This window comes from Gordonia neofelifaecis NRRL B-59395, assembly GCF_000192435.1.
GTDB lineage: Bacteria > Actinomycetota > Actinomycetes > Mycobacteriales > Mycobacteriaceae > Gordonia > Gordonia neofelifaecis.
Genome location: NZ_AEUD01000011.1, coordinates 1 through 21,503 on the forward strand (window position 1 = coordinate 1; position 21,503 = coordinate 21,503).

15 protein-coding genes, 2 pseudogenes and 1 other annotated feature are annotated in these 21,503 nt (G+C 65.1%); of the genes and pseudogenes, 6 read left to right on the forward strand and 11 right to left on the reverse strand.

Annotated features, from left to right (window positions below; translation table 11 throughout):
- Positions 1-1,066 (reverse strand): annotated as a pseudogene (locus SCNU_RS12735) (IS256 family transposase); the annotation flags it as partial.
- A 52-nt stretch (positions 1,067-1,118) separates the two neighbouring features.
- Here SCNU_RS12735 and SCNU_RS20700 point away from each other — a divergent pair.
- Positions 1,119-1,385 (forward strand): annotated as a pseudogene (locus SCNU_RS20700) (transposase); the annotation flags it as partial.
- A 69-nt stretch (positions 1,386-1,454) separates the two neighbouring features.
- Positions 1,455-2,620 (forward strand): IS3 family transposase gene (locus SCNU_RS12745; RefSeq protein WP_420795022.1). Its coding sequence is split into 2 segments (ribosomal slippage): positions 1,455-1,739 and positions 1,742-2,620, totalling 1,164 coding nucleotides; the frame shifts between segments, so codons are not numbered across the junction.
- A 40-nt stretch (positions 2,621-2,660) separates the two neighbouring features.
- On the opposite strand, the gene SCNU_RS12750 is transcribed toward SCNU_RS12745, so the two are convergent.
- Both SCNU_RS12750 and SCNU_RS12755 read right to left on the reverse strand, forming a co-directional pair.
- Entirely contained in the window at positions 2,661-5,702 is a 3,042-nt protein-coding gene (locus SCNU_RS12750; RefSeq protein ID WP_006896682.1) for an MMPL/RND family transporter, read from the reverse strand.
- 121 nt (positions 5,703-5,823) lie between these two features.
- Complete coding sequence (locus SCNU_RS12755) at positions 5,824-6,405, reverse strand: TetR/AcrR family transcriptional regulator (protein WP_020173037.1); 582 nt, start codon at positions 6,403-6,405, stop codon at positions 5,824-5,826.
- A 344-nt stretch (positions 6,406-6,749) separates the two neighbouring features.
- Here SCNU_RS12755 and SCNU_RS12765 point away from each other — a divergent pair.
- Both SCNU_RS12765 and SCNU_RS12770 read left to right on the forward strand, forming a co-directional pair.
- A protein-coding gene (locus tag SCNU_RS12765; RefSeq protein ID WP_223291304.1) for an IS3 family transposase occupies positions 6,750-7,996 on the forward strand; the annotation gives its coding sequence in 2 pieces (ribosomal slippage) (positions 6,750-7,035 and positions 7,035-7,996; 1,248 coding nt in all).
- Positions 7,028-7,156: a sequence feature (AL1L pseudoknot), on the forward strand. It overlaps the preceding gene by 129 nt.
- Positions 7,997-8,026: 30 nt before the next feature.
- A complete protein-coding gene (locus tag SCNU_RS12770; protein WP_238526442.1) occupies positions 8,027-8,404 on the forward strand; it encodes a hypothetical protein in 378 nt (125 codons plus the stop codon).
- A gap of 272 nt (positions 8,405-8,676) precedes the next feature.
- Here SCNU_RS12770 and dnaB read toward each other — a convergent pair whose 3' ends face one another.
- Positions 8,677-10,890 carry a replicative DNA helicase gene (dnaB, locus tag SCNU_RS12775; RefSeq protein WP_009679798.1) on the reverse strand — a complete coding sequence of 738 codons (2,214 nt, stop codon included), beginning with the start codon at positions 10,888-10,890 and terminating at the stop codon, positions 8,677-8,679.
- Positions 10,891-11,295: 405 nt separating this feature from the next.
- On the opposite strand from dnaB, the gene SCNU_RS12780 reads away from it, so the two are divergent.
- Positions 11,296-11,844, forward strand: a complete 549-nt coding sequence (locus SCNU_RS12780; RefSeq protein WP_139025997.1) for a hypothetical protein — start codon at positions 11,296-11,298, stop codon at positions 11,842-11,844.
- A gap of 36 nt (positions 11,845-11,880) precedes the next feature.
- Here the strand turns inward: SCNU_RS12780 and SCNU_RS20210 are convergent, their stop codons facing one another.
- From SCNU_RS20210 to rpsF, 5 genes are all read right to left on the reverse strand, one after another.
- Positions 11,881-13,590 carry an ATP-binding protein gene (locus SCNU_RS20210; protein WP_139026000.1) on the reverse strand — a complete coding sequence of 570 codons (1,710 nt, stop codon included), beginning with the start codon at positions 13,588-13,590 and terminating at the stop codon, positions 11,881-11,883.
- A gap of 202 nt (positions 13,591-13,792) precedes the next feature.
- Positions 13,793-14,242 carry a 50S ribosomal protein L9 gene (rplI, locus tag SCNU_RS12795; protein ID WP_009679801.1) on the reverse strand — a complete coding sequence of 150 codons (450 nt, stop codon included), beginning with the start codon at positions 14,240-14,242 and terminating at the stop codon, positions 13,793-13,795.
- Positions 14,243-14,262: 20 nt separating this feature from the next.
- A complete protein-coding gene (gene rpsR, locus SCNU_RS12800; RefSeq protein WP_040518414.1) occupies positions 14,263-14,517 on the reverse strand; it encodes a 30S ribosomal protein S18 in 255 nt (84 codons plus the stop codon).
- A 40-nt stretch (positions 14,518-14,557) separates the two neighbouring features.
- Entirely contained in the window at positions 14,558-15,118 is a 561-nt protein-coding gene (locus SCNU_RS12805; protein ID WP_009679803.1) for a single-stranded DNA-binding protein, read from the reverse strand.
- Positions 15,119-15,232: 114 nt separating this feature from the next.
- Entirely contained in the window at positions 15,233-15,514 is a 282-nt protein-coding gene (gene rpsF / locus SCNU_RS12810) for a 30S ribosomal protein S6 (RefSeq protein WP_006896700.1), read from the reverse strand.
- A 161-nt stretch (positions 15,515-15,675) separates the two neighbouring features.
- On the opposite strand from rpsF, the gene SCNU_RS12815 reads away from it, so the two are divergent.
- Complete coding sequence (locus tag SCNU_RS12815) at positions 15,676-17,682, forward strand: GNAT family N-acetyltransferase (RefSeq protein WP_009679804.1); 2,007 nt, start codon at positions 15,676-15,678, stop codon at positions 17,680-17,682.
- Here SCNU_RS12815 and SCNU_RS12820 read toward each other — a convergent pair.
- A complete protein-coding gene (locus SCNU_RS12820) occupies positions 17,668-19,176 on the reverse strand; it encodes a glycosyltransferase family 87 protein (protein WP_009679805.1) in 1,509 nt (502 codons plus the stop codon). The genes SCNU_RS12815 and SCNU_RS12820 overlap by 15 nt on opposite strands.
- Positions 19,176-21,419 (reverse strand): transglycosylase domain-containing protein, encoded by a 2,244-nt coding sequence (locus SCNU_RS12825; protein WP_040518416.1) that lies wholly within the window; start codon positions 21,417-21,419, stop codon positions 19,176-19,178. Before SCNU_RS12825 ends, SCNU_RS12820 begins: the two co-directional genes overlap by 1 nt.
- Between the last annotated feature and the right edge of the window lie 84 nt (positions 21,420-21,503).

Sequence of the window (21,503 nt, forward strand, 5' to 3'; positions counted from 1 at the left end):
CCGATTCTCCTTGCTGAGACTCGGAACGGAACCCAGGGCGCTTCACGTTGACGGCTCGCCATTTCACTTGTGCGGCTTCGATGAGCTTGTAGGCCATCGCCAGTCCCGCGGCTCGGGAGCCGGGTCCCTTGGTCACCTTGGTCCGTAACCGCACGGTGGCGAAGGTCGACTCGATCGGGTTGGTCGTGCGCAGGTGGGTCCAGTGCTCGGCCGGGTAGTGGTAGAACTCCAGCAGCACATCAGCGTCGTCGACGATCTTGGCGACCGCTTTGGGATACTTCGCCCCGTAGGTCTTCTCGAAGGCGGCGATGGCCTTACGGGCGTAGCCGATGTCCTCGGCGTTGTAGATCTCCTGCATCGCTTTGATCGCATTCGGATGGGCCGACTTGGGCAGTGCGGCAAGCACATTGCCCTGTTTATGAAACCAGCACCGCTGCTCTCGGGTGTCCGGGAACACCTCGCGCAGCGCAGCCCAGAACCCCAGCGCCCCGTCCCCGACGGCCAGGTTCGGGGCCGCCATGCCGCGGCGTCGGCACGACCGCAATAGATCGGCCCATGATTCGGTGGATTCGCGGTACCCATCGGCCAGGGCGACGAGCTCTTTACGGCCGTCGGCACGCACGCCGATCATCACCAGCAGACACAGCTTCTCCTGCTCGAGCCGGACTTTGAGGTGGATGCCGTCGACCCAGAGGTAGACATAATCGCTGGTGATGTCGCGGTCGTCGAAGGCGGCCGCTTCCTTCTGCCACTGGCTGGCCAGTCGAGTGATCGTGGCCGCCGATAACCCCGCACCCGAGCCAAGAAACTGCTCCAGCGCCGGCCCAAAATCTCCCGACGACAACCCGTGCAGGTACAGCAGCGGCAACACCGCGCTGACCTCGGGGCTTTTACGTGCCCAGGCCGGGATGATCCCCGACGAGAACCGTTGGCGTTCACCAGTTTCAGGGTCGACCCGTTTGTCGTTGACCCTTGGTGCCCGCACCGGAACCGCACCGGCGGCGGTCATCACCTCCCGCGGGTTGTGGTAGCCGTTACGCACCACCAGCCGGCGCCCATCCTCATCGTGAATCGCCCCGGCGTGTCCGGAGACTCTGTTCGTTGGGAAGGATGGAGTCATGTCAGGAAGTGGGACGAAGAGGTACCCGGCCGAGATGCGTGAGCGGGCGATCCGGATGGTCGCTGAGATTCGGGCTGAGGATGACTCGGAGTGGGCAGCGATGGGCAAGGTCGCTGAGCTACTCGGGATAGGTACGCCAGAAACGGTCCGCAAGTGGTGTCGTCGGGCCGAGGTCGATGCTGGCCAGCGGCCGGGAACAACGACTGAGGAATCGGCCGAACTCAAGCGACTCAGACGCGAGAACACTGAATTGAAGCGGGCTAACGGGACTGCTGCACGTATAGGTGACATCTGATCTGGCTTGCCCGAGGGTGGGCCTGGAAGGATGACTATCGTGCCTAAGCCTTATCCGCAGGAGTTCCGCGACGATGTGGTCCGGGTAGCCCGAGACCGTGAACCTGGCGTGACACTCGCGCAGGTCGCGAAAGACTTCGGGATCCATGAGATGACCCTGGCCAAGTGGATGCGCCGCGTCGCCATCGACGACGGACACAAGCCTGGAACAACGTCGACCGAATCTGCCGAACTGAGAGAGCTTCGGAAGCGGAATCGGTTGTTGGAGCAGGAGAACGAGGTCCTGCGACGGGCTGCGGCATATCTGTCGCAGGCGAACCTTCCGGGAAAAGGCTCTACCCGCTCGTGAAAGAGCTCGCCGCCGACGGAATCCCCGTCACGGTGACGTTCCGGGTACTCAAGCTCTCCAGACAGCCCTACTACCGGTGGCTCAGGGACGCGGTCACCGCGGCAGACTGGGTCGAAGCGGAGCGGGCGAACGCCCTGTTCGACGCGCATCGTGATGACCCGGAGTTCGGGTACCGCTTCCTCGCCGATGAAGCCGAAGCTGCTGGTCAGCCGATGAGCGGGCGGACGGCATGGCGGATCTGCTCGGCCAACCAGTGGTGGTCGAGCTTCGGCAAGAAACGTGGGAAGAACGGTAAGAAGCCGGGCCCGCCTGTGCACGACGATCTGGTCGAACGCGACTTCACCGCCGACACACCGGACCAAGTGTGGCTCACTGATATCACCGAGCATTGGACCGACGAGGGCAAGCTCTACCTCTGCGCGATCAAAGACGCCTGCTCGGGGCGGATCGTCGGCTACAGCATCGACTCCAGGATGAAGTCCCGTCTCGCCGTGACCGCTCTGGACAACGCTGTTGCCCGCCGAGAGGACGATGTTTCGGGTTGTATTGTCCATTCGGACAGGGGCTCTCAATTCCGGTCGCGGAAGTTCGTGTCCGCGCTCAACCGACACGGCCTGGTTGGGTCCATGGGCAGAGTCGGTGCCGCCGGCGACAACGCAGCGATGGAATCGTTCTTCGCGCTCCTCCAGAAGGACGTCCTGGACCGGCACCGCTGGAGCACCCGCGAGCAGTTGCGGATCGCGATCGTCACCTGGATCGAACGGACCTACCACCGACGCCGTCGTCAGGCCCGCCTCGGCCGGTTGACCCCGATCGAATACGAGACGATCATCAACACAGCCGCCTCAGCGGCATGACACCGAAACTGTCACCTGGTCGTGCAGCAGTCCCCCGGCTTTATGTTTGCTTTGCGGGGTGGGGTCGGTGGCGGCGTTGGGTGGGAGGGGTCGTTGGCTTTTGGGGCCACCAGCTTGCGTTGCCGAGGAGTGTGGCGATGGCTGGTACCACGATGGTGCGGACGATGAAGGTGTCGATGAGAAGGCCTACGCCGATGATGAGTCCGACTTGGGTCATGATGCCGATGGAACCGGCGATGAGGCCGAACATGCTGGCGGCGAAGATGAGGCCTGCTGAGGTGATAACTGAGCCGGTGTTGGTGACGGTGCGGAGCACTCCGACTCGGACGTTGTGATGTGATTCTTCGCGCAATCGTGAGACCAGCAGCATGTTGTAGTCGGCGCCGACGGCTACCAGGACGATGAACGCTAATAGGGGCACAGGCCAAGCGATGTCGGTGTGGAGTATGTGCTGAAAGATCAGGACGCCTATGCCCAATGCTGCGGTGTAGTTGAGTACGACGGTGCCGAGTAGGTAGATGGGTGCGACCAGTGAGCGCAGCAGGATGATCAGGATGATGCCGACGATGGCCAGGGTGGCCAGGGCCAGGAGGCGGAAGTCGTTGGTGAGCAGTCGTTGCAGGTCGGCGTTGATAGCGGGGAAGCCGGCGACGGAGACGGTGGAGTCGGTCAGGGTGGTGTTGGGTTTTGCGTCGTTGGCGACGGTGGCGATGGTGCTGGCCAGGCGCATGGCGTCCGCGCTGTAGGGGTCGAAGCTTGTCTGGACGGCGTAGCGCACGGTGTGTCCGTCCGGGGAGATGAATTGGCGCGCAACGTCGGCGAATTGCTGGTCAGCGAAAGCATCTTTGGGTAAGTAGAAGCCGGTGGCCGAGTCCGAGCCGCGGGTTTCGCGCGCGGTGGTCTGTAGTTGGGCGGCGAGCGTGGCCATGCCGGCGAGTTGTTGAAGGTTGCTGTCGACGAGTGCAGATACGCCTTCGGCGAGTGTTCGCGAGCCGGCGGCGAGTTGGGAGACCCCGGTCTGCAGTTGGGCGAGTTTGGTTGGCAGGTCTTGGGCCCCGATGGTTCCCAGCGTGGTCTCGAGGGTGGCGACGGTGGCGTTGAGTTGGTTGGTGACCGCGGTGAGGGGGGTGTCCATCTGCGCGAGCTGGGTGGACAGTGTCGTGATCTGGGTGAAGAACCCGCTGTCGCGGAGTGCGGCGAGATCGCGGGCTTGTTGGCGCAGGGTGCTGCATTGGGGTAGTTGAGTGCACAGCGCTGAGTTATCCAGTAACGGGAGCACTGAGGTGATTGTGGCTATGGCGGCTGATGACTGTTCGGCCAGGGCTGCTAGCTGAGGGGCGTTCTGCGCGGCTTGGTCGAGTTGGGGTGCGGCGGCGGTCAGTGTTTGTAGAAGTGGTTGGTATTGACCTATTTCGGCCCCGATGGTGGTGACTTGGTTAAGAATGCCAGCCAGTGGGGTGAGATTGGTGCGGATCTGTATGTCGAGTTGTTCGAGGCCGTCGGCGAGTTGGTCTGCACCAGAACGCAATTGTTCGAGGTCACCTTTGCGGGCTTGGCCCTCACCCACTGAGCCGGCCACCCGATCGCCGATCTGCCCGTTCTGCCAGGAGAGTTGGGCTTGTTCGAGTTTGGCTCCGGTCGGGCGAGTGACACCGACCACACGGGTGACGCCGGGGATCTGCGCAATCCGAGCTGCCATCTGATCAAGGTCGGCAAGTCCGTTGGTTGTTCTCAGATCGGTGGGCGAATCCACGACGACAAATTCCGCGATGGTGATGTCTTGCGGGAAGTGCCGGTTGAGCAGTGCGTAACCTTCGTTGCTGTCGGTGGTTGTGGGTTGACCGTCTCGGTCGTCGTAGGTGATCTGAATGCCCAGCGCGGTGACGCTCAGGATCGTCAATCCGACGAGGCTGACGGCCAGCAACGGCGCCGGGCGGCGTACGACGAGGACCGCGATGCGGTTCCAGTAGCGCCGCGTGAGGTCTTTGCGCGGGGCACCCCACCCCCATCGCGCAGCCCACAGCAGCACTGGCGGCAACAACGTGACGGTGGCGAGGAATCCGATGAGGATCGCCACTGCGCAGGCGGGGCCGAGGGTGGCGAAGACGCTGAGCTGCCCGAAGACCATGGCTAAGAACGCGAGAGCAACAGTGCTTGCCGACGCAAGGATCACCCGTCCGATGGTGGCGGTGGCATCGATGAGAGCGTCGGACGCGGCGGCGCCTTGGCGCAGCCTTTCGTGGTATCTGCTGATCACAAAGACCGAATAGTCCACACCGGCGCCGAGCAAGATGACGGTCATGAACGCAACGGTGAATTGCGAGACTGGCATGCCCAGTTCGCCTAACGCAGACATGACTCCGCGGGCTACGGCGAGACTGATACCGATGACCAGAAGCGGTAGCAACGCAGTGAACACCGACCGATAGACGATCAGCAAGATTATGGCGATCAGCACGACGGTGGCGATGGTGATGACCACCAGATCCTTTTCAGCGGTGACGATTTGGTCGCTGAAGGTCGCTGTTGGTCCGGTCACGTGGACTGTCGTGCTGGTGCCGGTAAAGACCTCTGCTGCGGTCTCGCGGATCGATTCCACAGCGTGGGCCGCCGTCGGCCCGCCGAGGCTGCCGCTGACCCCGACGGGCAAGTACCAGGCTTTGCCGTCTTCGCTGAGCGCTTGTCGGGCAGTGATCGGGTCGGCGAGCAGGTCGCGTACGGCCTGCACATCATCGCGGTCGGCGCGGAGCCGGACCACGAGGTCGTCATAGCGTTGGCGGGCGGGCTCGGTGAGTCCGGCCGGATCTTCCATTGCCACGAACACCGTGGTCTTCGCGCCCTTTTCGTCGAACGCCTCGCCCATGCGATCGAGCGCCTGAAACGACGGCACGCCCTTAGGAATTGGGTCCACCGATTGCTGGCGCACAACTGTTTCCAACTGGGGAAACAGCACAGCCAACACCACGGCAACAGCCACCCAGACGCCCGCTACCAGCGCTTTGTGCGACAAGACGAAGCGTCCCACCTGCCCCAGCGACCGGCTGTACTCACCGCGACCGGTCGATCGCCGAAGCTTCACCACTGCTCACGCATCCATCGCTGCGTTGGCATCGCACACCCTTCGACAAATGAATCAATCGGTATTACTACGCTACAGCATGTAGCGAAAGGAATGGATTGTTCGGCGACGCGGGACTATCGGATCAGCGGCGGTGGGCGGCGAGAAAGTCGTCGACAAGCTGTTCGCAGTCCGCGCCACTCATCGAGCGAAGGCCGGACAGCCGCGCGAAGACCAGCGGGCCCACGAGCTGGGTGATGGCCACGCCGGGATCGAACTCGTCGAGTTCCTTCTGGGCGGCGGCGCTCTGCAACACCTGATCGAACGGTTCCCGGTACTGCGCGATGACACGAGCGCGCAGCGGCGCGAGGGTGTTCTGCTGCTCCCCGGGCTCCTCCGGCACCATCGCCAGCCACGCCAAGGCGGTCAATTGCAGTGGCGCCTGCTCGATCAACGCAGCCTGAGCACGGACCAACCGCACCAAACTGTCGCGGATTGGTCCGTGCGCGTCAGGGACGTCGGCGTGGGGCAACAATCGTTCGAACGCCGCAGCCAACAAATCGGTGGTGCCGTCGAAATGCCGGTAAAACGTCGTTCGAGCCACCCGCGACATCCGGGAGACCGCCCCGACCGTGACTGCATCAACCCCGCCGGTCTTCAACAGGGCAGATGCCGCATCAACCAACCGGTTGCGTGAACGAACCAAACGCGGGTCTTTGTCATCCATCACGTCCTTGGACCGAGGACCCGCGTCGCGCCTGGCCGCCATCACCGCACCCACACTCCCATCCCCGAGACTGCTCTCGGGCGCCTGGCGATCTTGGTTCGCACGAAGTGCTACTGATAATAGCGAAAGTCGAGGAGTGTCCGCCGGGCTAGTCGTGCAATTCACCTGTTCGACACCCCGACCCGGCAGGAAGGTCGGCGCCACGGTGCCCGCCTCCGGGGTACCTTCGGCGAAGGGTTGGTAGATCAATTCGGGGCTTGGCGGCAGGGCTGGGGTGGGTACTGCTGAAGGGTGAATCGCCCCGGGTCTGGTGGAGGCTCTGAATCCACGGGAGGATGAGGAGCATGGCAGCACCGAGGAAGTACCCCGACGAGCTTCGGGAGAGAGTCACGAGGATGGCTGTTCAGTCACGGCGCGATCCATCGACGAGGTCGGGCACGTTCCGCCGTGTGGGCGAGCAACTGGGGATCAATCCCGAGACTTTGAGGAACTGGGTTGTGCAGGCCGAGGTCGACGAGGGGCACCGTCCCGGGACCACGACCAGCGAGTCCCAGCGCCTGGTCGAGCTGGAGAAGGAAGTGCGTGAGCTGCGCAGGGCGAACTCGATCCTGAGGTCGGCCTCGGCTTTTTTCGCGGCGGAGCTCGACCGCCCACAGCGTTGATCGTGGAATACATCGACCAGTACAAGCATGAGTTCGGCGTCGAGCCGATCTGTCGGACGCTGACCGCAGCGGGCACGCAGATCGCGCCGAGCACGTACTACGCGTTCAAGACCCGACCACCCTCGAAGCGAGCACTGCGCGACGAGGAACTGCTGATCGAGATCCACCGCGTCCACTCGGCGAACTTTGGCGTCTACGGGGCGAAGAAGGTCCACGCCCAACTGCGTCGCGAGGGCGTCGTCGTCGCGCGCTGCACGGTCGAGCGGCTCATGCGCGTTGCGGGGTTACGAGGGATTAGCCGAGCCAAGGGCCCGCGCACCACGATCTCCGGTCGCGGCCCGGATAGTCGGCCTGACCTGGTCGATCGCGACTTCACTGCAACCGCTCCGAACCAGTTGTGGGTCGCGGACATCACCTACTGCCGCACCTTCGTCGGCTGGGTGTATGCCGCGTTCGTCATCGACGTGTTCTCTCGCCGCGTGGTCGGCTGGCAGCTCTCGAAGTCGCTACGGACCGACCTTGCGCTGGACGCGTTGGAGATGGGCATCTGGACCCGCGATCGCGCAGGCCAGTCGGTCACCGGGCTCACGCACCACAGCGACAAGGGCGTTCAATACGTCGCCATCCGCTACACCGAGCGTCTTGCCGAGGCTGGCGCGGCCGCCTCGGTCGGTTCCACCGGCGACTCATACGACAATGCCCTGGCCGAGGCCTTCAACTCGCTGTTCAAGGCCGAGCTGGTCCGCAACCGCGGGCCCTGGAAGAATATCGACGACCTCGAGATCGCGACCGCGGAATACATCGACTGGTTCAATCACCGGCGATTGCACGGCGAGATCGGCATGATCCCGCCCATCGAGCTCGAGGACACCTATCATCACAACCACCCCGCACCGGTACCCGCCGACGCGGCACTTGCGAGCCTCTGACAAACCCGGGGCGATTCACTGTTCATCGGCGTGATGTTTGGCGTGAACGCGGCCCAGGCCGGAGTGGCGCAAGTCTCGAAGTTGATCGCAAGTGAAGTGGCCAGGAAGCTGCCGCAGAAGGCTCTCACCAAGGGTGCGATATATCCGGTGGTCAAGAAGGTTGCAGGGCTCCTGGGCATTCAGATGACCAAGCAGGTCTTCGCCAAGAGCGCAGCCAAGGTCGTGCCGCTGGTAGGCGCGGTTGTCTCGGGAAGCCTGACCTTCGTCACGTTCATGCCGATGTCGAAGCGGCTCCAGAAGCACCTCGCAACCCTTCCGCTGACCAAGCCCGGTCACGGAGTCACCGAGCAAGCGTCGAATCCGCCGAGCACATCCCCAAAACCAGCACCAACGTCATCTGCGAATTAGACGAGCTCATCCCACAAGCCAATCGCCGATAGCCTGCCGCCAGCCGCCGGTCACTTCAGCCCCTTCGTCGCCCGGTTTCACCCGCGCACTCGGCGATTTCCAGGAATAGATTCCCCGGCAAAATTAGCAGGAAATCATACCGAAACGCGGGCTACGGGCAACGCTCGCCTGACCATGTTTGCCCTAGTCAGGGCGATTCTTACGCCGTGATCAGGCTTGTTAAACAAGCGGGACCACCTTGCTAATCTTCGCTGCATCTCGACATCGAGCCGCTAACCCCGAGCCATGTCCACGAACCGAGACAGGTGGAGCTGGTGCGCGACGGTGATCGTCGCCGTCGGACCGTTACGGTGCTTGCCGACGATGATGTCGGCTTCGCCCGCACGCGGGTCGTCGCGCTCGGTGGAGTCCGGACGATGCAGCAGGATGACCATGTCGGCGTCCTGCTCCAGCGAACCCGACTCACGTAGGTCGGAGACCTGGGGGCGCTTGTCGGTGCGCTGTTCGGGACCACGGTTCAGCTGGCTGATCGCGACCACCGGCACTTCGAGTTCCTTGGCGAGCAGCTTGATCGAGCGCGAGAACTCCGAGACCTCCTGCTGGCGCGACTCGACCTTCTTGCCCGACGTCATCAGCTGCATGTAGTCGATGACGACGAGCTTCAGGTCGTGCTTCTGCTTCAGTCGGCGCGCCTTGGCGCGGATCTCCATCATCGTCAGGTTCGGCGAATCGTCGATGAACAGCGGAGCCTCGGTGATCTCGCCCATCCGGCGGGCCAGCCGGCTCCAGTCGTCGTCGCTCATGTTGCCCGAGCGCATGTCGCCGAGTTTGACCTTGGCCTCGGCCGAGAGCAGTCGCATGACGATCTCGGTCTTGCTCATCTCCAGCGAGAACATCGCCGAGGTCAGTCCGTTGTGGATCGACGCCGACCGCAGCCAGTCCATCGCCAGCGTCGAATTGTGCGTCGGCACCATCGCCTCGCCGGCCAGGTACAGATGGCTCATGTTGTCCACCTCGACGCAGCGCACCGGAACGCTCGGGATCGAACGGACCGACACCACCCGACGGGCGCGCACGCTGCCGCGAAGCTCCTTGTGCCGCTGCGCTTTGTCGAAGACGGTGAACACCTGGTCCGGGGCGTTCAGCCGGACCCAGCCGCTGCTCGCCCGACGGAACGTGTAGCCGAGTCCGGCCGCGAGGTCGCCCACGACGGACGACATGTGGTTGGTGGCGGCGGGCACGGTGATCCAGCCGTCGTCGTCCACGCGCGCACGTGAGTCGAGGATGCCCGCCAGCAACGACCGCCGCTGCGGCACCGAACCGCGCAGGTACTCGTGCGGGATGCGGCCGCCGAGGTCGGTCATCAGCGTCATCACGTCGACGGGTCCCTCGGCCTCGATGCGTGCACCGATCTCCGGGTCGTCGTACGCCATTCCCGCCAGGGCTCCGACGGTGTACGGACCGTACGCGAGCGGCCGGTACGGCAACTCCAGCGGCGCGGTGTTCGCGATGCTGACCCGCCCGCTGTAGAGCTGCAGCTGATCGGTGGTGAGAAGGCGATCCTCACCGTCCAGTTCGACGGCCCACTGATGCTGCTCATCGGCGACGATCACGCCGCCGTCGTCGAACTCCACCTCGTAGCAGGGACGGCGGGTCATCACGTCGGTCGCGCCGACCACTGTGGTGGGACGACCGTCGCCGCCCAGCAGCTGGTCGCCCTTCGCGACGCGGCCCATCGTGGTCCAGCCGGTGGGTGTCGGCAGCGGGGTGTCGAGCGCCAGCGCCTTGCCGACGCCCGGACGTGCGGCGACGATGATCATCTGGCCCGGGTGCAGCCCGTTGGTCAGCTTGTCGAGATCGGCGAAGCCGGTCGGCACGCCGAGAGAGAGCCCGCCGCGCGAGGCGATCGAGTCCAGCTCATCGAGCGTCGGCTGAAGCAGTTCCTCAAGCGGCACATAGTCTTCCGTCGTGCGGCGCTCGGTGACCTCGTAGATCTCGGCCTGCGCGCGGTCGACCACCTCGGCCACGTCCTGACCGTCCGCACCGGCGTATCCGTACTGGACGATGCGGGTGCCTGCCTCGACGAGGCGCCGCAGGATCGACTTCTCTCCGACGATCTCGGCGTAGTAGCCCGCATTCGCGGCGGTCGGAACCGTCGAGATCAGCGTGTGCAGGTACGGTGCCCCGCCGACCTTGCGCAACTCCCCCTTGCGCTCCAGTTCGGCGGCGACGGTCACGGCGTCGGCCGGTTCGCCACGGCCGTACAGTTCGAGGATCGCGTCATACACGGCCTGGTGGGCGGGCTTGTAGAAGTCGCCGGGACGAATCCGCTCCAGGACGTCGGCGATCGCGTCCTTCGAGAGCATCATGCCGCCGAGTACCGACTGCTCGGCCTGCTGGTCCTGCGGTGGCTGTCGTCCGAACTCCTCCGTCGGCGGCTCGGGCGGGAGATCGGGCTCACGCCCGAGATCGGCCTCGATAGCCACTCACTTACCCCCTAGTCCGACAACGGCGACGGCCGGGTTTCCGACTGGGAAACCGAACCCTTCAGAAAGGTTAGGGCGAGGAGCCCGCTCTGCCAAACATCTGCTGTGGACAAGTCTGTTGATGAGATGTGGACAACTGTGGACAGTGCAGGAAGACATGTGAACAACCCTGTGGAGGAGATGGGGAAACGAGGTGGATAGTGGGATATACATGCAGGTCAGACCCTGTTGACGAAATCCACAACGGCGAGTTTTGAAGCCATCGGCGTGTTGGCTTGCGCCACGCCGGAATACTGTCCAGCACGACTTCAGGCGTAGTCATTTCGCACGATTGTCATCGCGCCCGCGGACCGTCGATTCGACGAACGGCGAGTGACGGCCGCGCGGCCGTGTTGCAATGGGCTGGTGCATGCTTCGAATCCGGTACGGGTGGGCGTTCGGACGCTGATCGTGGCCGTCATCGCGCTGGTGGCGGCCCTGCTGCCCGGGGTCGCACAAGCGGCGCCGCCGACGGCGGACTTCGACTTCTCGCAGTATCGCTCAGTGAACGCCGACGCCTACCGGTCACTCGCCTACAGCGACAACGGTCGCCATTACTTCACAACCGGACGGTGGTCGTGCCAGATCGGTCCCCAGGCCAACGCCGCGGCGTGCAAGGGCCGTCCCGCCACGGCGCCGCCCGGTGTGATCGGCGTGGCGTTCGCCGGCGAGAGCCAGGGGCCCTACTGGGTCCGGCCCGGCTCGTCGTTCCGGCTGGGCCCGGTGAGCGGCTTCCGCGCGCCGGTGCTGCCGATCGGCAGCCGGATCACCGTCGTCAACGTCACCTGCGCCGTCCCGCGCGCCGGCGTGGTCGCCTGCCGGAACTGGAATCGCGGGTTCCAGCTCAGCCGCGGCACTCACCGATTCCTCTATCCCGCAGGCGATACCGCACACGACGGGAATCCGAAGCGCTGAGAGACCTGCCCGGCATTCAGTCTCGGGTCCGACTGTTCACTCTGAGAGTCGGTAGGCCCGATTACGGCTGGTGGGCGGTGCTGTCGGCTCAATACGTCCAGCGTTGATCAACGCCCTCAGCACCGGGCGAAGGGCCGAGACCGAAGCGCCTGTGGCAACAGAGATCTCCCGAGCCGACATCGTTTCACCCGTGCCCAGAGCATCGATTACTCGTTTCTCCGCGGGAGTCAGGTCGGACCGATTCTCAGACACTTCAAGGCGATAGACGCCATGATCGCCCTGCACCAGTCCGCTCGCACTCAGCTGATCCAGTGCGGTCTGCGCGACAGTCGTATCCACTGCGAGTTGCCGACGCAGTTCGTCGACCGTGACTGAGTCGAGGTGATGGAGAACGGCCAGGGCATGGTCTTGCATGTCCGTCCTGCGCCCACCACCCAAACCGTCCAGCCAATCACGTGTCTCGGGATTCATCAACCCGAACCTGTCGAGTTCGGTGACGAATGACGCCCATGTGGTGCGAAATCGAGGTGAAGGCAATCCGTTCCGCGTCATCTCGCCCTGCATGCGTGGAATTCCATACCCGGCGTTCTCTCCGACGGTCTCGTCCCTGTCAGTGAACGGAACATCGGTCAGGAGGCGAGCTAGCACCTGGTTCCGTGACCGCGAACTCCCACGGTGGATCGATTCAATCGTCTGCCCACCCCACAGCACACCAGGGCTGTGGACTTCCAGTCGATCTGGATACAGTTCCACGCGAACCTGGTCGCCTCGGGCCAGATCACTGTAGTCGCGATGCATCACCGCGTTGACGATGGCCTCACGAATCGCCGCAATAGGGATCTCGGGCACGTCCTCGGCACCGACGCCACGGGACACTCGACGAACACGGAGGTTTCGCACGACGGCTCTGACAGCATCGTCGACCATGTCCGGAATCGCGCCTTCCAGGACTGCTCGATCGACCATCCGGTCATCACCTACGACAGCTTCCTTGTCGCGGCCTGGATAAGCCGCGAAGCTGATCATCAATTGCGGAAAGAACTGTTGCGGAAACCGTCCCATCGCAAGAACTCCCGCCAGCGTCGGCAACCCCGTATCACGGTCGATGACGCCGATTCGTTCCAGCACTTCGCTCTGCGAGTCAGCGCCGGCGAGTGCTCGGGGCCGATTGGTCTGCATTCGCTGAATCGTCCGGCTGACTACCGAATTGTCGAGATCGTCCATCGCCGCCCCCCGAACTGGCTCCCGGTCGGCGGCGCTCGGAACAGTGAGAGTGGAGAGCTGAAATACCTCGTAGGTGTCGAGTCGGTGGTCGCCTTCACCGACGCGGACGAAAGTGCCGCGTTCCTTTCCTTGCGAGGTGACGAAACATGGCTTCTCCGCGGCCGGTAGCTCGGCAACGTCCACAACAACGACAGCCGCTCCATCGAGCTCTTGGCGCTCAAACGTCATCCGTGGACGAGGTGAGAGCAGCCCTGGTTCCTCGTTCGCCCCTCGCGGGCGCGCGAGTTCCGCCAGCTGATCCATCACTGCCCTGGCGTTGAACCCATCGACTGGCGCGAAGCCGGACTTCTCATCCAGCCCGATGATCACCGAACCGCCGCCGGCAGTGTTGCTGAATGCGCTGATCGTCGGCAACAGGCTCTTGCCCACCCCGCGACCGCCGGACTTCACCTCAATCCTCGTGTTGTCTGTCCCTGCACGCCGCAGCTCGTTGATCACGTTGGGCAGATCTGCCGGATCCATCGCGCTCCCAATTGACCAGTCACTGATGCGTCAGTGAGCATCACTGACACACATCACTTCATAGAGTGAGGGTCTCACTCTATAGAGTGACGACATCTCTCTATAGAGTGAGACGCTCAGTGAGAGGCACTGAGTCAGACTCGACCGACGACACAGGGCCGGTCATCCTCGCGGATGACCGGCCCTGCCTCTGTGCTCTACGTCAGCTGACGACGGTGAGGCTCAGCTTGGCCTCGACCTTCGGGTGCAGCTTGACGACGACGGGGTACTCGCCCAGAGCCTTGATGTGGCCCTTCGGCAGCTCCACGTTGCGCTTGTCGACGGCCGGGCCGCCTGCGGCGCGGATGGCACCGGCGACGTCGGCGTTCGACACCGAGCCGAACAGCTTGCCCGAGTCGTGCGTCTTGACGGTCAGCGAGACGTCGGTCAGACCCTCGAGGGCCTGCTTGATCTCGTTGGCGTGATCGAGGTCGCGGACGGCGCGAGCCTCCTGCGAACGACGGATGCCCTCGACCTGCTTCAGCGCACCGCGGGTGGCGACGATCGCCAGGCCGCGAGGCAGCAGGTAGTTGCGGCCGTAGCCGTCGCGCACCTCAACGGTGTCGCCGGCTTCGCCCAGGTTCTCAACCGATGCGGTAAGGATCAGCTTCATTGTCGTGGTCCCTTTCCCGCTCAGCGTCCGGTCGACGTGAACGGCAGCAGAGCCACCTCACGCGAGTTCTTCACGGCCACGGCGACGTCGCGCTGGTGCTGCACGCAGTTACCGGTGACACGACGCGAACGGATCTTGCCGCGGTCCGAGAGGAAGCGACGCAGCAGCGCCGTGTCCTTGTAGTCGATGACGGTCTTCTTGTCCTTGCAGAAGGTGCAGGCCTTGGCCTTCGTGACCTTCTCCACGCGGGGCTTGCGGCTCTTTTGCTTTGCCATGTATTGCTCCAGTCAATGGTCTCCGGGTGGCAGCCCGGAATCAGAAAGGTGGTTCGTCGTCCCCGCCACCGAAGCCGCCGCCCGCTGCGGGCGCGCTGCCCCACGGGTCGTCGGCCGGCTGGCTCGCGGCCTGCTGGGGACGTCCGCCCTGCGGTGCGCCGTAGCCACCGCCGGCGTTTCCGCCACCCTGATTGCCGCCGTATCCTCCGCCGCCACCGCCGTTGAAGTTGCCGCCACCGCGCTGGGTGCGGTTGACCTTCGCGGTCGCGTATCGGAGTGAGGGACCGATCTCGTCCACTTCGAGCTCCACAACGGTGCGACGCTCCCCTTCACGGGTTTCGTACGACCGCTGCTTGAGCTTGCCCTGCACGACCACGCGAGTGCCCTTGGTGAGGGACTCGGTCACGTTCTCTGCGGCGTCGCGCCAGATGCTGCAGCGGAGGAACAGCGCTTCGCCGTCCTTCCACTCGTTCGTCTGGCGATCGAATGTCCGCGGAGTGGAGGCCACCGTGAAATTGGCGACCGGCGCGCCGGAGGCGGTGAACCGCAGCTCCGGATCGGCGGTCAGATTTCCGACGACCGTGATGACCGTGTCCGTCATGAGACTCCCCTAATCGTGTCGAAGAACGCCGAACCGGCGCGCACCCTTGAATGTGGTTGACACCACCCTAAAGGCGAGCACCGACAAATGTCAGCGCGCTTCGCAGGCTGTGGATTACTTGCGCAGGACCTTGGTGCGAAGGACCGACTCGTTCAGCTTCAGCTGACGGTCGAGCTCGCTCACGGTCGCCGGAGTCGCGTTCAGCTGCACGACGGCGTAGATGCCTTCGTTGTGCTTCGCGATCTCGTAGGCCAAGCGGCGCTTGCCCCAGATCTCGACGTCGTCCACCTTGCCGCCTTCGTTGCGAACAACGTTGAGGAAGGTATCCAGGGATGGGGCGACAGTGCGCTCGTCCAGGCTCGGATCGAGGATCACCATCAGTTCGTAATGACGCATAAGACCACATCACCTCCTATGGGCTTTCGGCCACGGACGGTCCGTGGCAGGAGGGTCGCCTGCGTCGGCAACCCCTCCAAGATACATGAGCGCGGACTGACCAGCGAAATCACGGTCGTGCCATCACTGGGACCGGCGACCGGCTGCACTAGGCTCATCGCATGCCATCGGCCCGCAATGCCTTCGCCGCCAAGCGCCTTCACTTCGGAGAGACGGCCCTGATCCTCGTCACCGCGATGCTGTTCACGGCGGCGTCGGCCGCCGCGTCGTTCGCGACCAAGGTGCGGTGCACCACGCCGTCGGGCGGCGGCGCACGCGAATGGCTCTACGGCAGCCGCTACGACGTCGTCCCCTGCTACTCGGACCTGATGACGATGTGGCACGGCCGCGGCCTCGCCGACCACGTCTTCCCGTACGTGCACGGCGGCATCACCCCCGGCGGTCAGCTGTACGGCGGGGTCGTCGAGTATCCGGTGCTGTCGGGTCTGGTCATGTGGCTCAGCGGGCTGGGAGCGGACACGGACCGCGAGTTCCTCTGGCACAGCCTGCTGATCCTCGCGCCGTTCGCGTTCATCACCACCATCCTGCTGGCGCTGATGACCCGGTGGTGGGTGATGCTCTGGGCGGCGACGCCGCCGCTGATGCTCTACGCGCTGCACAACTGGGAGCTGCCGGTGGTGTGCGCCGCGGTGGCGGGTGTCGCGGTGATGGCGTGGGGAGGTTCGGCCGACCCCGTGACGGGACTACGACGCTGGTCCGTCCGCACGACCGCCGTGGTCGCGGCGATCCCTCTCGGCATCGGCTTCTCGCTGAAGATCTATCCGGGTCTGTTCGTCCTGCCGCTGATGCTCTACGTGCTCACCCGCGGTGAGGCCACCGACCGCCGGCCGCGGGGCCTGGACTGGGTGGGCGCCGCGTACGTCGCCGTGTCGGCGGTCGTCACGGTCGCGGTCACCCAGGTGCCGTTCATGATCGCCGGCTACGACGGATGGAAGGCCGCGATCGACTTCCAGAGCAAGCGCGAGGCGAACCTCTCCACCAACTCCATCTGGTACTGGGGCCTGCGTTTTCTCACCGGCGGCGAGACGCCGACCTACACCGGCATCGTCGACATCGCCTCGCCCCTGCTGATCATCGGATCGTTCGCCGTCGCCTGCTGGCTCGGATGGCGGCGGTACCGCATCGACGGCGTCTTCCCGTGGCTCGGGGTCAGCGCCGCCATGCTCGCCGGCTTCATGGTCTTCCACAAGGTCCACTCGCCGCAGTACACGCTGTGGATCCTGCCCTTCTTCCTGCTGCTGCGGATCCGCTGGTGGATCATCGCGCTCTATCTCGTGGGCGACGCGGTCCTCGACCTGACGATCTTCCACCTGCTGATGAACTACTCGGCGACCACCCGCGCATGGGTGACCGCCGGGGTGAACTTCGGCGTCTGGACGCACGCGGTGCTCCTGGTGGCGCTGATCTACCTCTTCGCGAACGTGCGGCCGAGAGAGCCGCTCGCGTCGTATCTGTCGGCGGGCATCCCGCCGCGCGGGCCGCTGACTCGGTTGGCCGACGCCGATGCCGCCGACGCTCGCCGATGGCTCGGCACCCCGACGCTGACGAACGACCACGTCACGCTCCGGCCCCTGGTCGTCGGCGATGCGGCAGCGCTGAGCCGGGTGCCCGGCGATCCGGAGTTGTACCGGTGGACCGGCGAACTTCCGCGAGACACCCCCGCGGCCACCGCCTGGATCAGCGACGCCCTGCGCGATCCGCGCCGCATCCCGTTCGCGGTGATCGCCCCCGACGGCCGACTGGTCGGCACCACGAGCTTCTACGACGTCGACGCGTCGAATCGTTCGCTGGCGGTCGGATACACCTTCTACGGACCGGCGGCGATGGGCACGGCGATCAACCCCGCCGCCAAACTGCTCCTGTGCGAGTACGCGTTCACGGTGTGCGACGCGGTCCGCGTCGTGTGGCACACCCACGTGGAGAACGAGCGCTCGCGGGCGGCGATCAGCAAGCTGGGTGCACGGCCGGAGGGCGAGTTGCGCAAGCACCGCCGGTTCCAGGGAGGTTGGCGGACCACCGCGCAGTTCGCGATCGTCGACGACGACTGGCCCGCCTCGCGGGAACTGCTGGAGTCGCGGCTGGGCGCCGTCGGCTCACACGCCGGGTAGGTCGGCGGCGGGCTCCCGCGCGACCGGCGACCGCATCAACCGACCGCCGGTCGGCTCCTCGTCGTCGGAGCGGACCAGCTGCCACACGACCACCGCACACAGACCGACCAGAACGGCGCCCCGCAACGTGTTGACCGCGTAGAAGAACTCCGCGGGCAGCCACTTGCGGCTCGGGTCGACGAACAGTCCCATCCGGGGAATCCAGACGAGGGCGTCGAAGGTCATCCAGGCCAGGACGGCGCCCGGGTAGGGCACGGCGAGCACCGCCAGCGGGACCAGCCACAACGACGCCTGCGGGGTCCATTCCTTGCCGAAGAGCAGGAAGCCGGCCACCAGCAGGAACATCAATTGCGCGATGGTCGGCTCGGTGGTCGCGCGCAGGCCGATGTAGACCACCGCGGCGATCACCGCCACCAGCAGCAACAAGACGATCCCGTTGAGCAGCGGAGTCGACGGATTCCATCCGGTGGCCAGGGAGATCAGTCGATACAGGGTGTCCGGTTCGACGCCGCGGTCGTGCCAGGCGCGATACGGCTGGGTCCAGCCCGACGGGTACAGGACCAGCAGCGGAAGGTTGACCACAAGCCAGCTCGCTACCGCCGTGAGCGCGACGATCGCGCAGTCGCGCAGTCGCCGCTGTCGTACACAGATGACGGCGACCGCGGGCAGCAACAGGACCGGATACACCGCGGCGGCGGCTCCGAGTCCGGCGAACACTCCGGTCCACCCGGGCCGATCGCGCGTCCAGCACAGCATCGCGACGGCGAGCATCGCGATAGCCAGGACGTCCGTCGCGGTGAACGCGTGGACGAAGACCAGCGGCGAGAGCGCCATCAGCGCACCCAGCCACAGTCGGCGCCGGTCCGTCATCATGGTCGCCCACACCGCGATCAGCCAGAACAACGACAGGAGCAGCGCGCTGATGTTGAAGTAGTTGACGACGTCGAGCGTCTTGGGCAGTCCCAGCGTGTCGGCGACCCACGCCCATCCGCGGGCGGCCTGCGCGCTGACGTACATGAGCAGACCGCTCAGCGCGGGTTCGGAGAGATAGGCCTTGGCCTGACCGCCGGTGCCGTCCGACTGCATCCAGAACGTGCGATACGGGAACGCTCCCCCCGCGAGGTCCGCGGGCGTCAGCTTGTCCTGCTCGTAGGAGGCGACCAGGTCCGAGTAGCACAGGCCGACGAACTGACGCTGGTTGTCCCAGTTCAGCCGCACCTGTCCCGGCGCATCCGCGACGGGCGCCTGCTGGATGCATCCGGCCTTGCCGAACCATCCGATCGACAGCCCGACCAGGGCCAGGAGCAGCACGACGCGCACCGGCGTCCACGACCGGCTCCGGCCCAGCGCGGCGTGGATGCCGACCGGCCCGCCGACCGAATCGCTCGCGGCGGCCAACTGCGGGCTCGCCCACGACGGCAGGACGCGGTCGGTCTCCACGCGCAGATCATCTGCGAGCGGCTCCGGCGAGTCCCACGTCGGCTGGTCGGTCACTACGTCGTCGGCACCGGTGCTGCCGGAGCGAGCTGGTCAGTGGGGTTCCGGCCGCGGTAGTTGCCGTTGCCGTTGCCGTTCTCGGTTCCGTTGCCCGGACCGGTTCCGGTGCCGTCGCCGGTCGTGCCCGGCTCCTCGGTCGGCGTCTGCTGATCACCGCCGATCGGGATCGTCACACCGGGGGCGATGACGACGTCGCCGTTCTCGTTCTGTCCGGGCAGTCGCGGGCGCTGACGCTCGCGAGTGGTCTGCGTCTCGGTCGGCGTGTAGGTGGTGGGCGGCGGCTCGTAGGGAACGCCGGCCTGTCCACCGACAGCCTCCGGCGTCGGGAACTGCTCGATCGGCACGCCGTCGAGCGCTCCGTCCATCGACGCCTTCCAGATCTGCGCGGGCAGGCCGCTGCCGTAGACCGAGCCGCCCGAGTAGGTCCGCAGCGGCGCGCCCTTGTCCGTGCCGACCCAGGTCGCCGTCGACAGCTGCGGCGTGTAGCCGGCCATCCAGGCGTCCTTGTTGTAGCCGGTGTCGCCCAGCTGTGCGGTACCGGTCTTCGACGCCGACGGACGCGGTCCGTAGGTCGGGTCGTAGAGCGAGTTGCCGTTCGAGTAGGCCGCGATCGGCATCATCGCCGACGTCACGTTGTCCGCGACGGCTTCGGAGACGACCCGCTTGCCCTTGTCCTTCTGGCGCTCGAAGAGCACGTCACCGGTCGACGTCTCGACCTTCTCGACGAAGTACGGGTCGCGGTGGATGCCGGACGCCGCCAGCGTCGCGTAGGCCGACGCCATGTCGAGCACGCGCGACGGGTACTGACCCAGGACGACGCCGCCCTCGCTGTGCCCGTTCTTCTCCTGCAGGGTGTGCTGGATGTCGCCGAAGCTCTCGGCGATGCCGAGCCGGTGCGCGGTGTCGGCCACCGCGTCGGCCTGACCGTTCAGGTCCATCATCAGCCGGTAGAAGACGGTGTTCAGCGACATCTTCAGCGCGGTCGCCAGGTTGCAGCTGCCGCAGCTCTCGCCGTCGGAGTTCTCGACGACCAGACCGCCCGGCGCCTCGTACGGCGCGGAGCTGTAGTACTTCGACAGCGGGATGTCCTGTTCGAGGGCCGCGACCAGCGCGAAGACCTTGAAGATCGAACCGGTCTGCAGGCCCGCCGAGGCGTAGTCCCATCCCTGGCCGTCCTCGCCGCCGTAGTAGCCCTTGACGCCACCGGTCGCCGGATCCACCGAGACGGATGCGGTTCGGAGGTTGTTCGGCTCACCGTCGAGCTTGTTCCGCGCGGCGGAGACCAGGGACTTCTGGACCTTCGGGTCGATCGAGGTGGTGATCTTGAGACCCGAGGTCTGGACCTGCTGCTCGGTGATCCCGAGCTTCTCGAGCTCGGCCATCACCTGGCGCTTGATCAGGCCGTTCGGCCCTTCCTTGCTCTCGGTGGTGTCGGTCGACACCTTGGCGACCTTCGGGAACTTCTGCGCGTCGCGGTCGGACTTGCTGAGCGCACCGATGGCGACCATGCCGTCGAGCACGTAGTTCCAGCGGCTGACCGCCAGGTCGGGGTTCACGGCCGGATCGTAGATCGACGGACCGCGGATGATGCCCGCAAGGAGCGCCGATTCGGACGGCGTCAGCTTCTTGAGTGGCTTGTTGTAGTACGCCTTGGCCGCCGCGTCGACGCCGTACGCGCCACGACCGAAGTAGATCGTGTTCAGGTACGCCGCCATGATCTCTTCCTTGGTCCACTGGCGGGACATCTTGGTCGCGATCGCGAGTTCCTTGAACTTGCGCTTGTAGCTGACCTCGTCGCCGACGATGGCGTTCTTGACGTACTGCTGCGTGATGGTCGAGCCACCGCCGGTGCCCGACTTGCCGAACGCCTTGCCGAGGGCCGCGCGGCTGAAGCCCGAGGTGGAGAAGCCGGCGTTGGAGTCGAAGTCACGATCCTCGGCGGCCTTGACCGCGCTGATCATCGACTGCGGGATGTCCTCGTACTTGACGTCGGTGCGGTTGCCCTCGGGGGGGACGATCTTGGCGATCGTTCCGCCCTTGCTGTCGGTGATGGTCGCCACCTGGTTCTGCTTGATGTCGCCAGGGGACGGCACGTCGACCGTCAGGTAGGTGAACAGGAATGCCACCACCAGGAAGACGGCGACCAGCGGCACTGCCCCGGCGAGGACTCCCAGCGTCCACGCTGAGGCCTTCACCGTTGTCGATTTCCCCGACGTCGCAGCACCTTTACTGCTGGTCATCGCTCACCCACTTCTCTGCGCTGTTTGCGCGGACGAAATTTACACTCTCAACTGTGACGTATGGCTGCGGTAGCGCCAACTCGT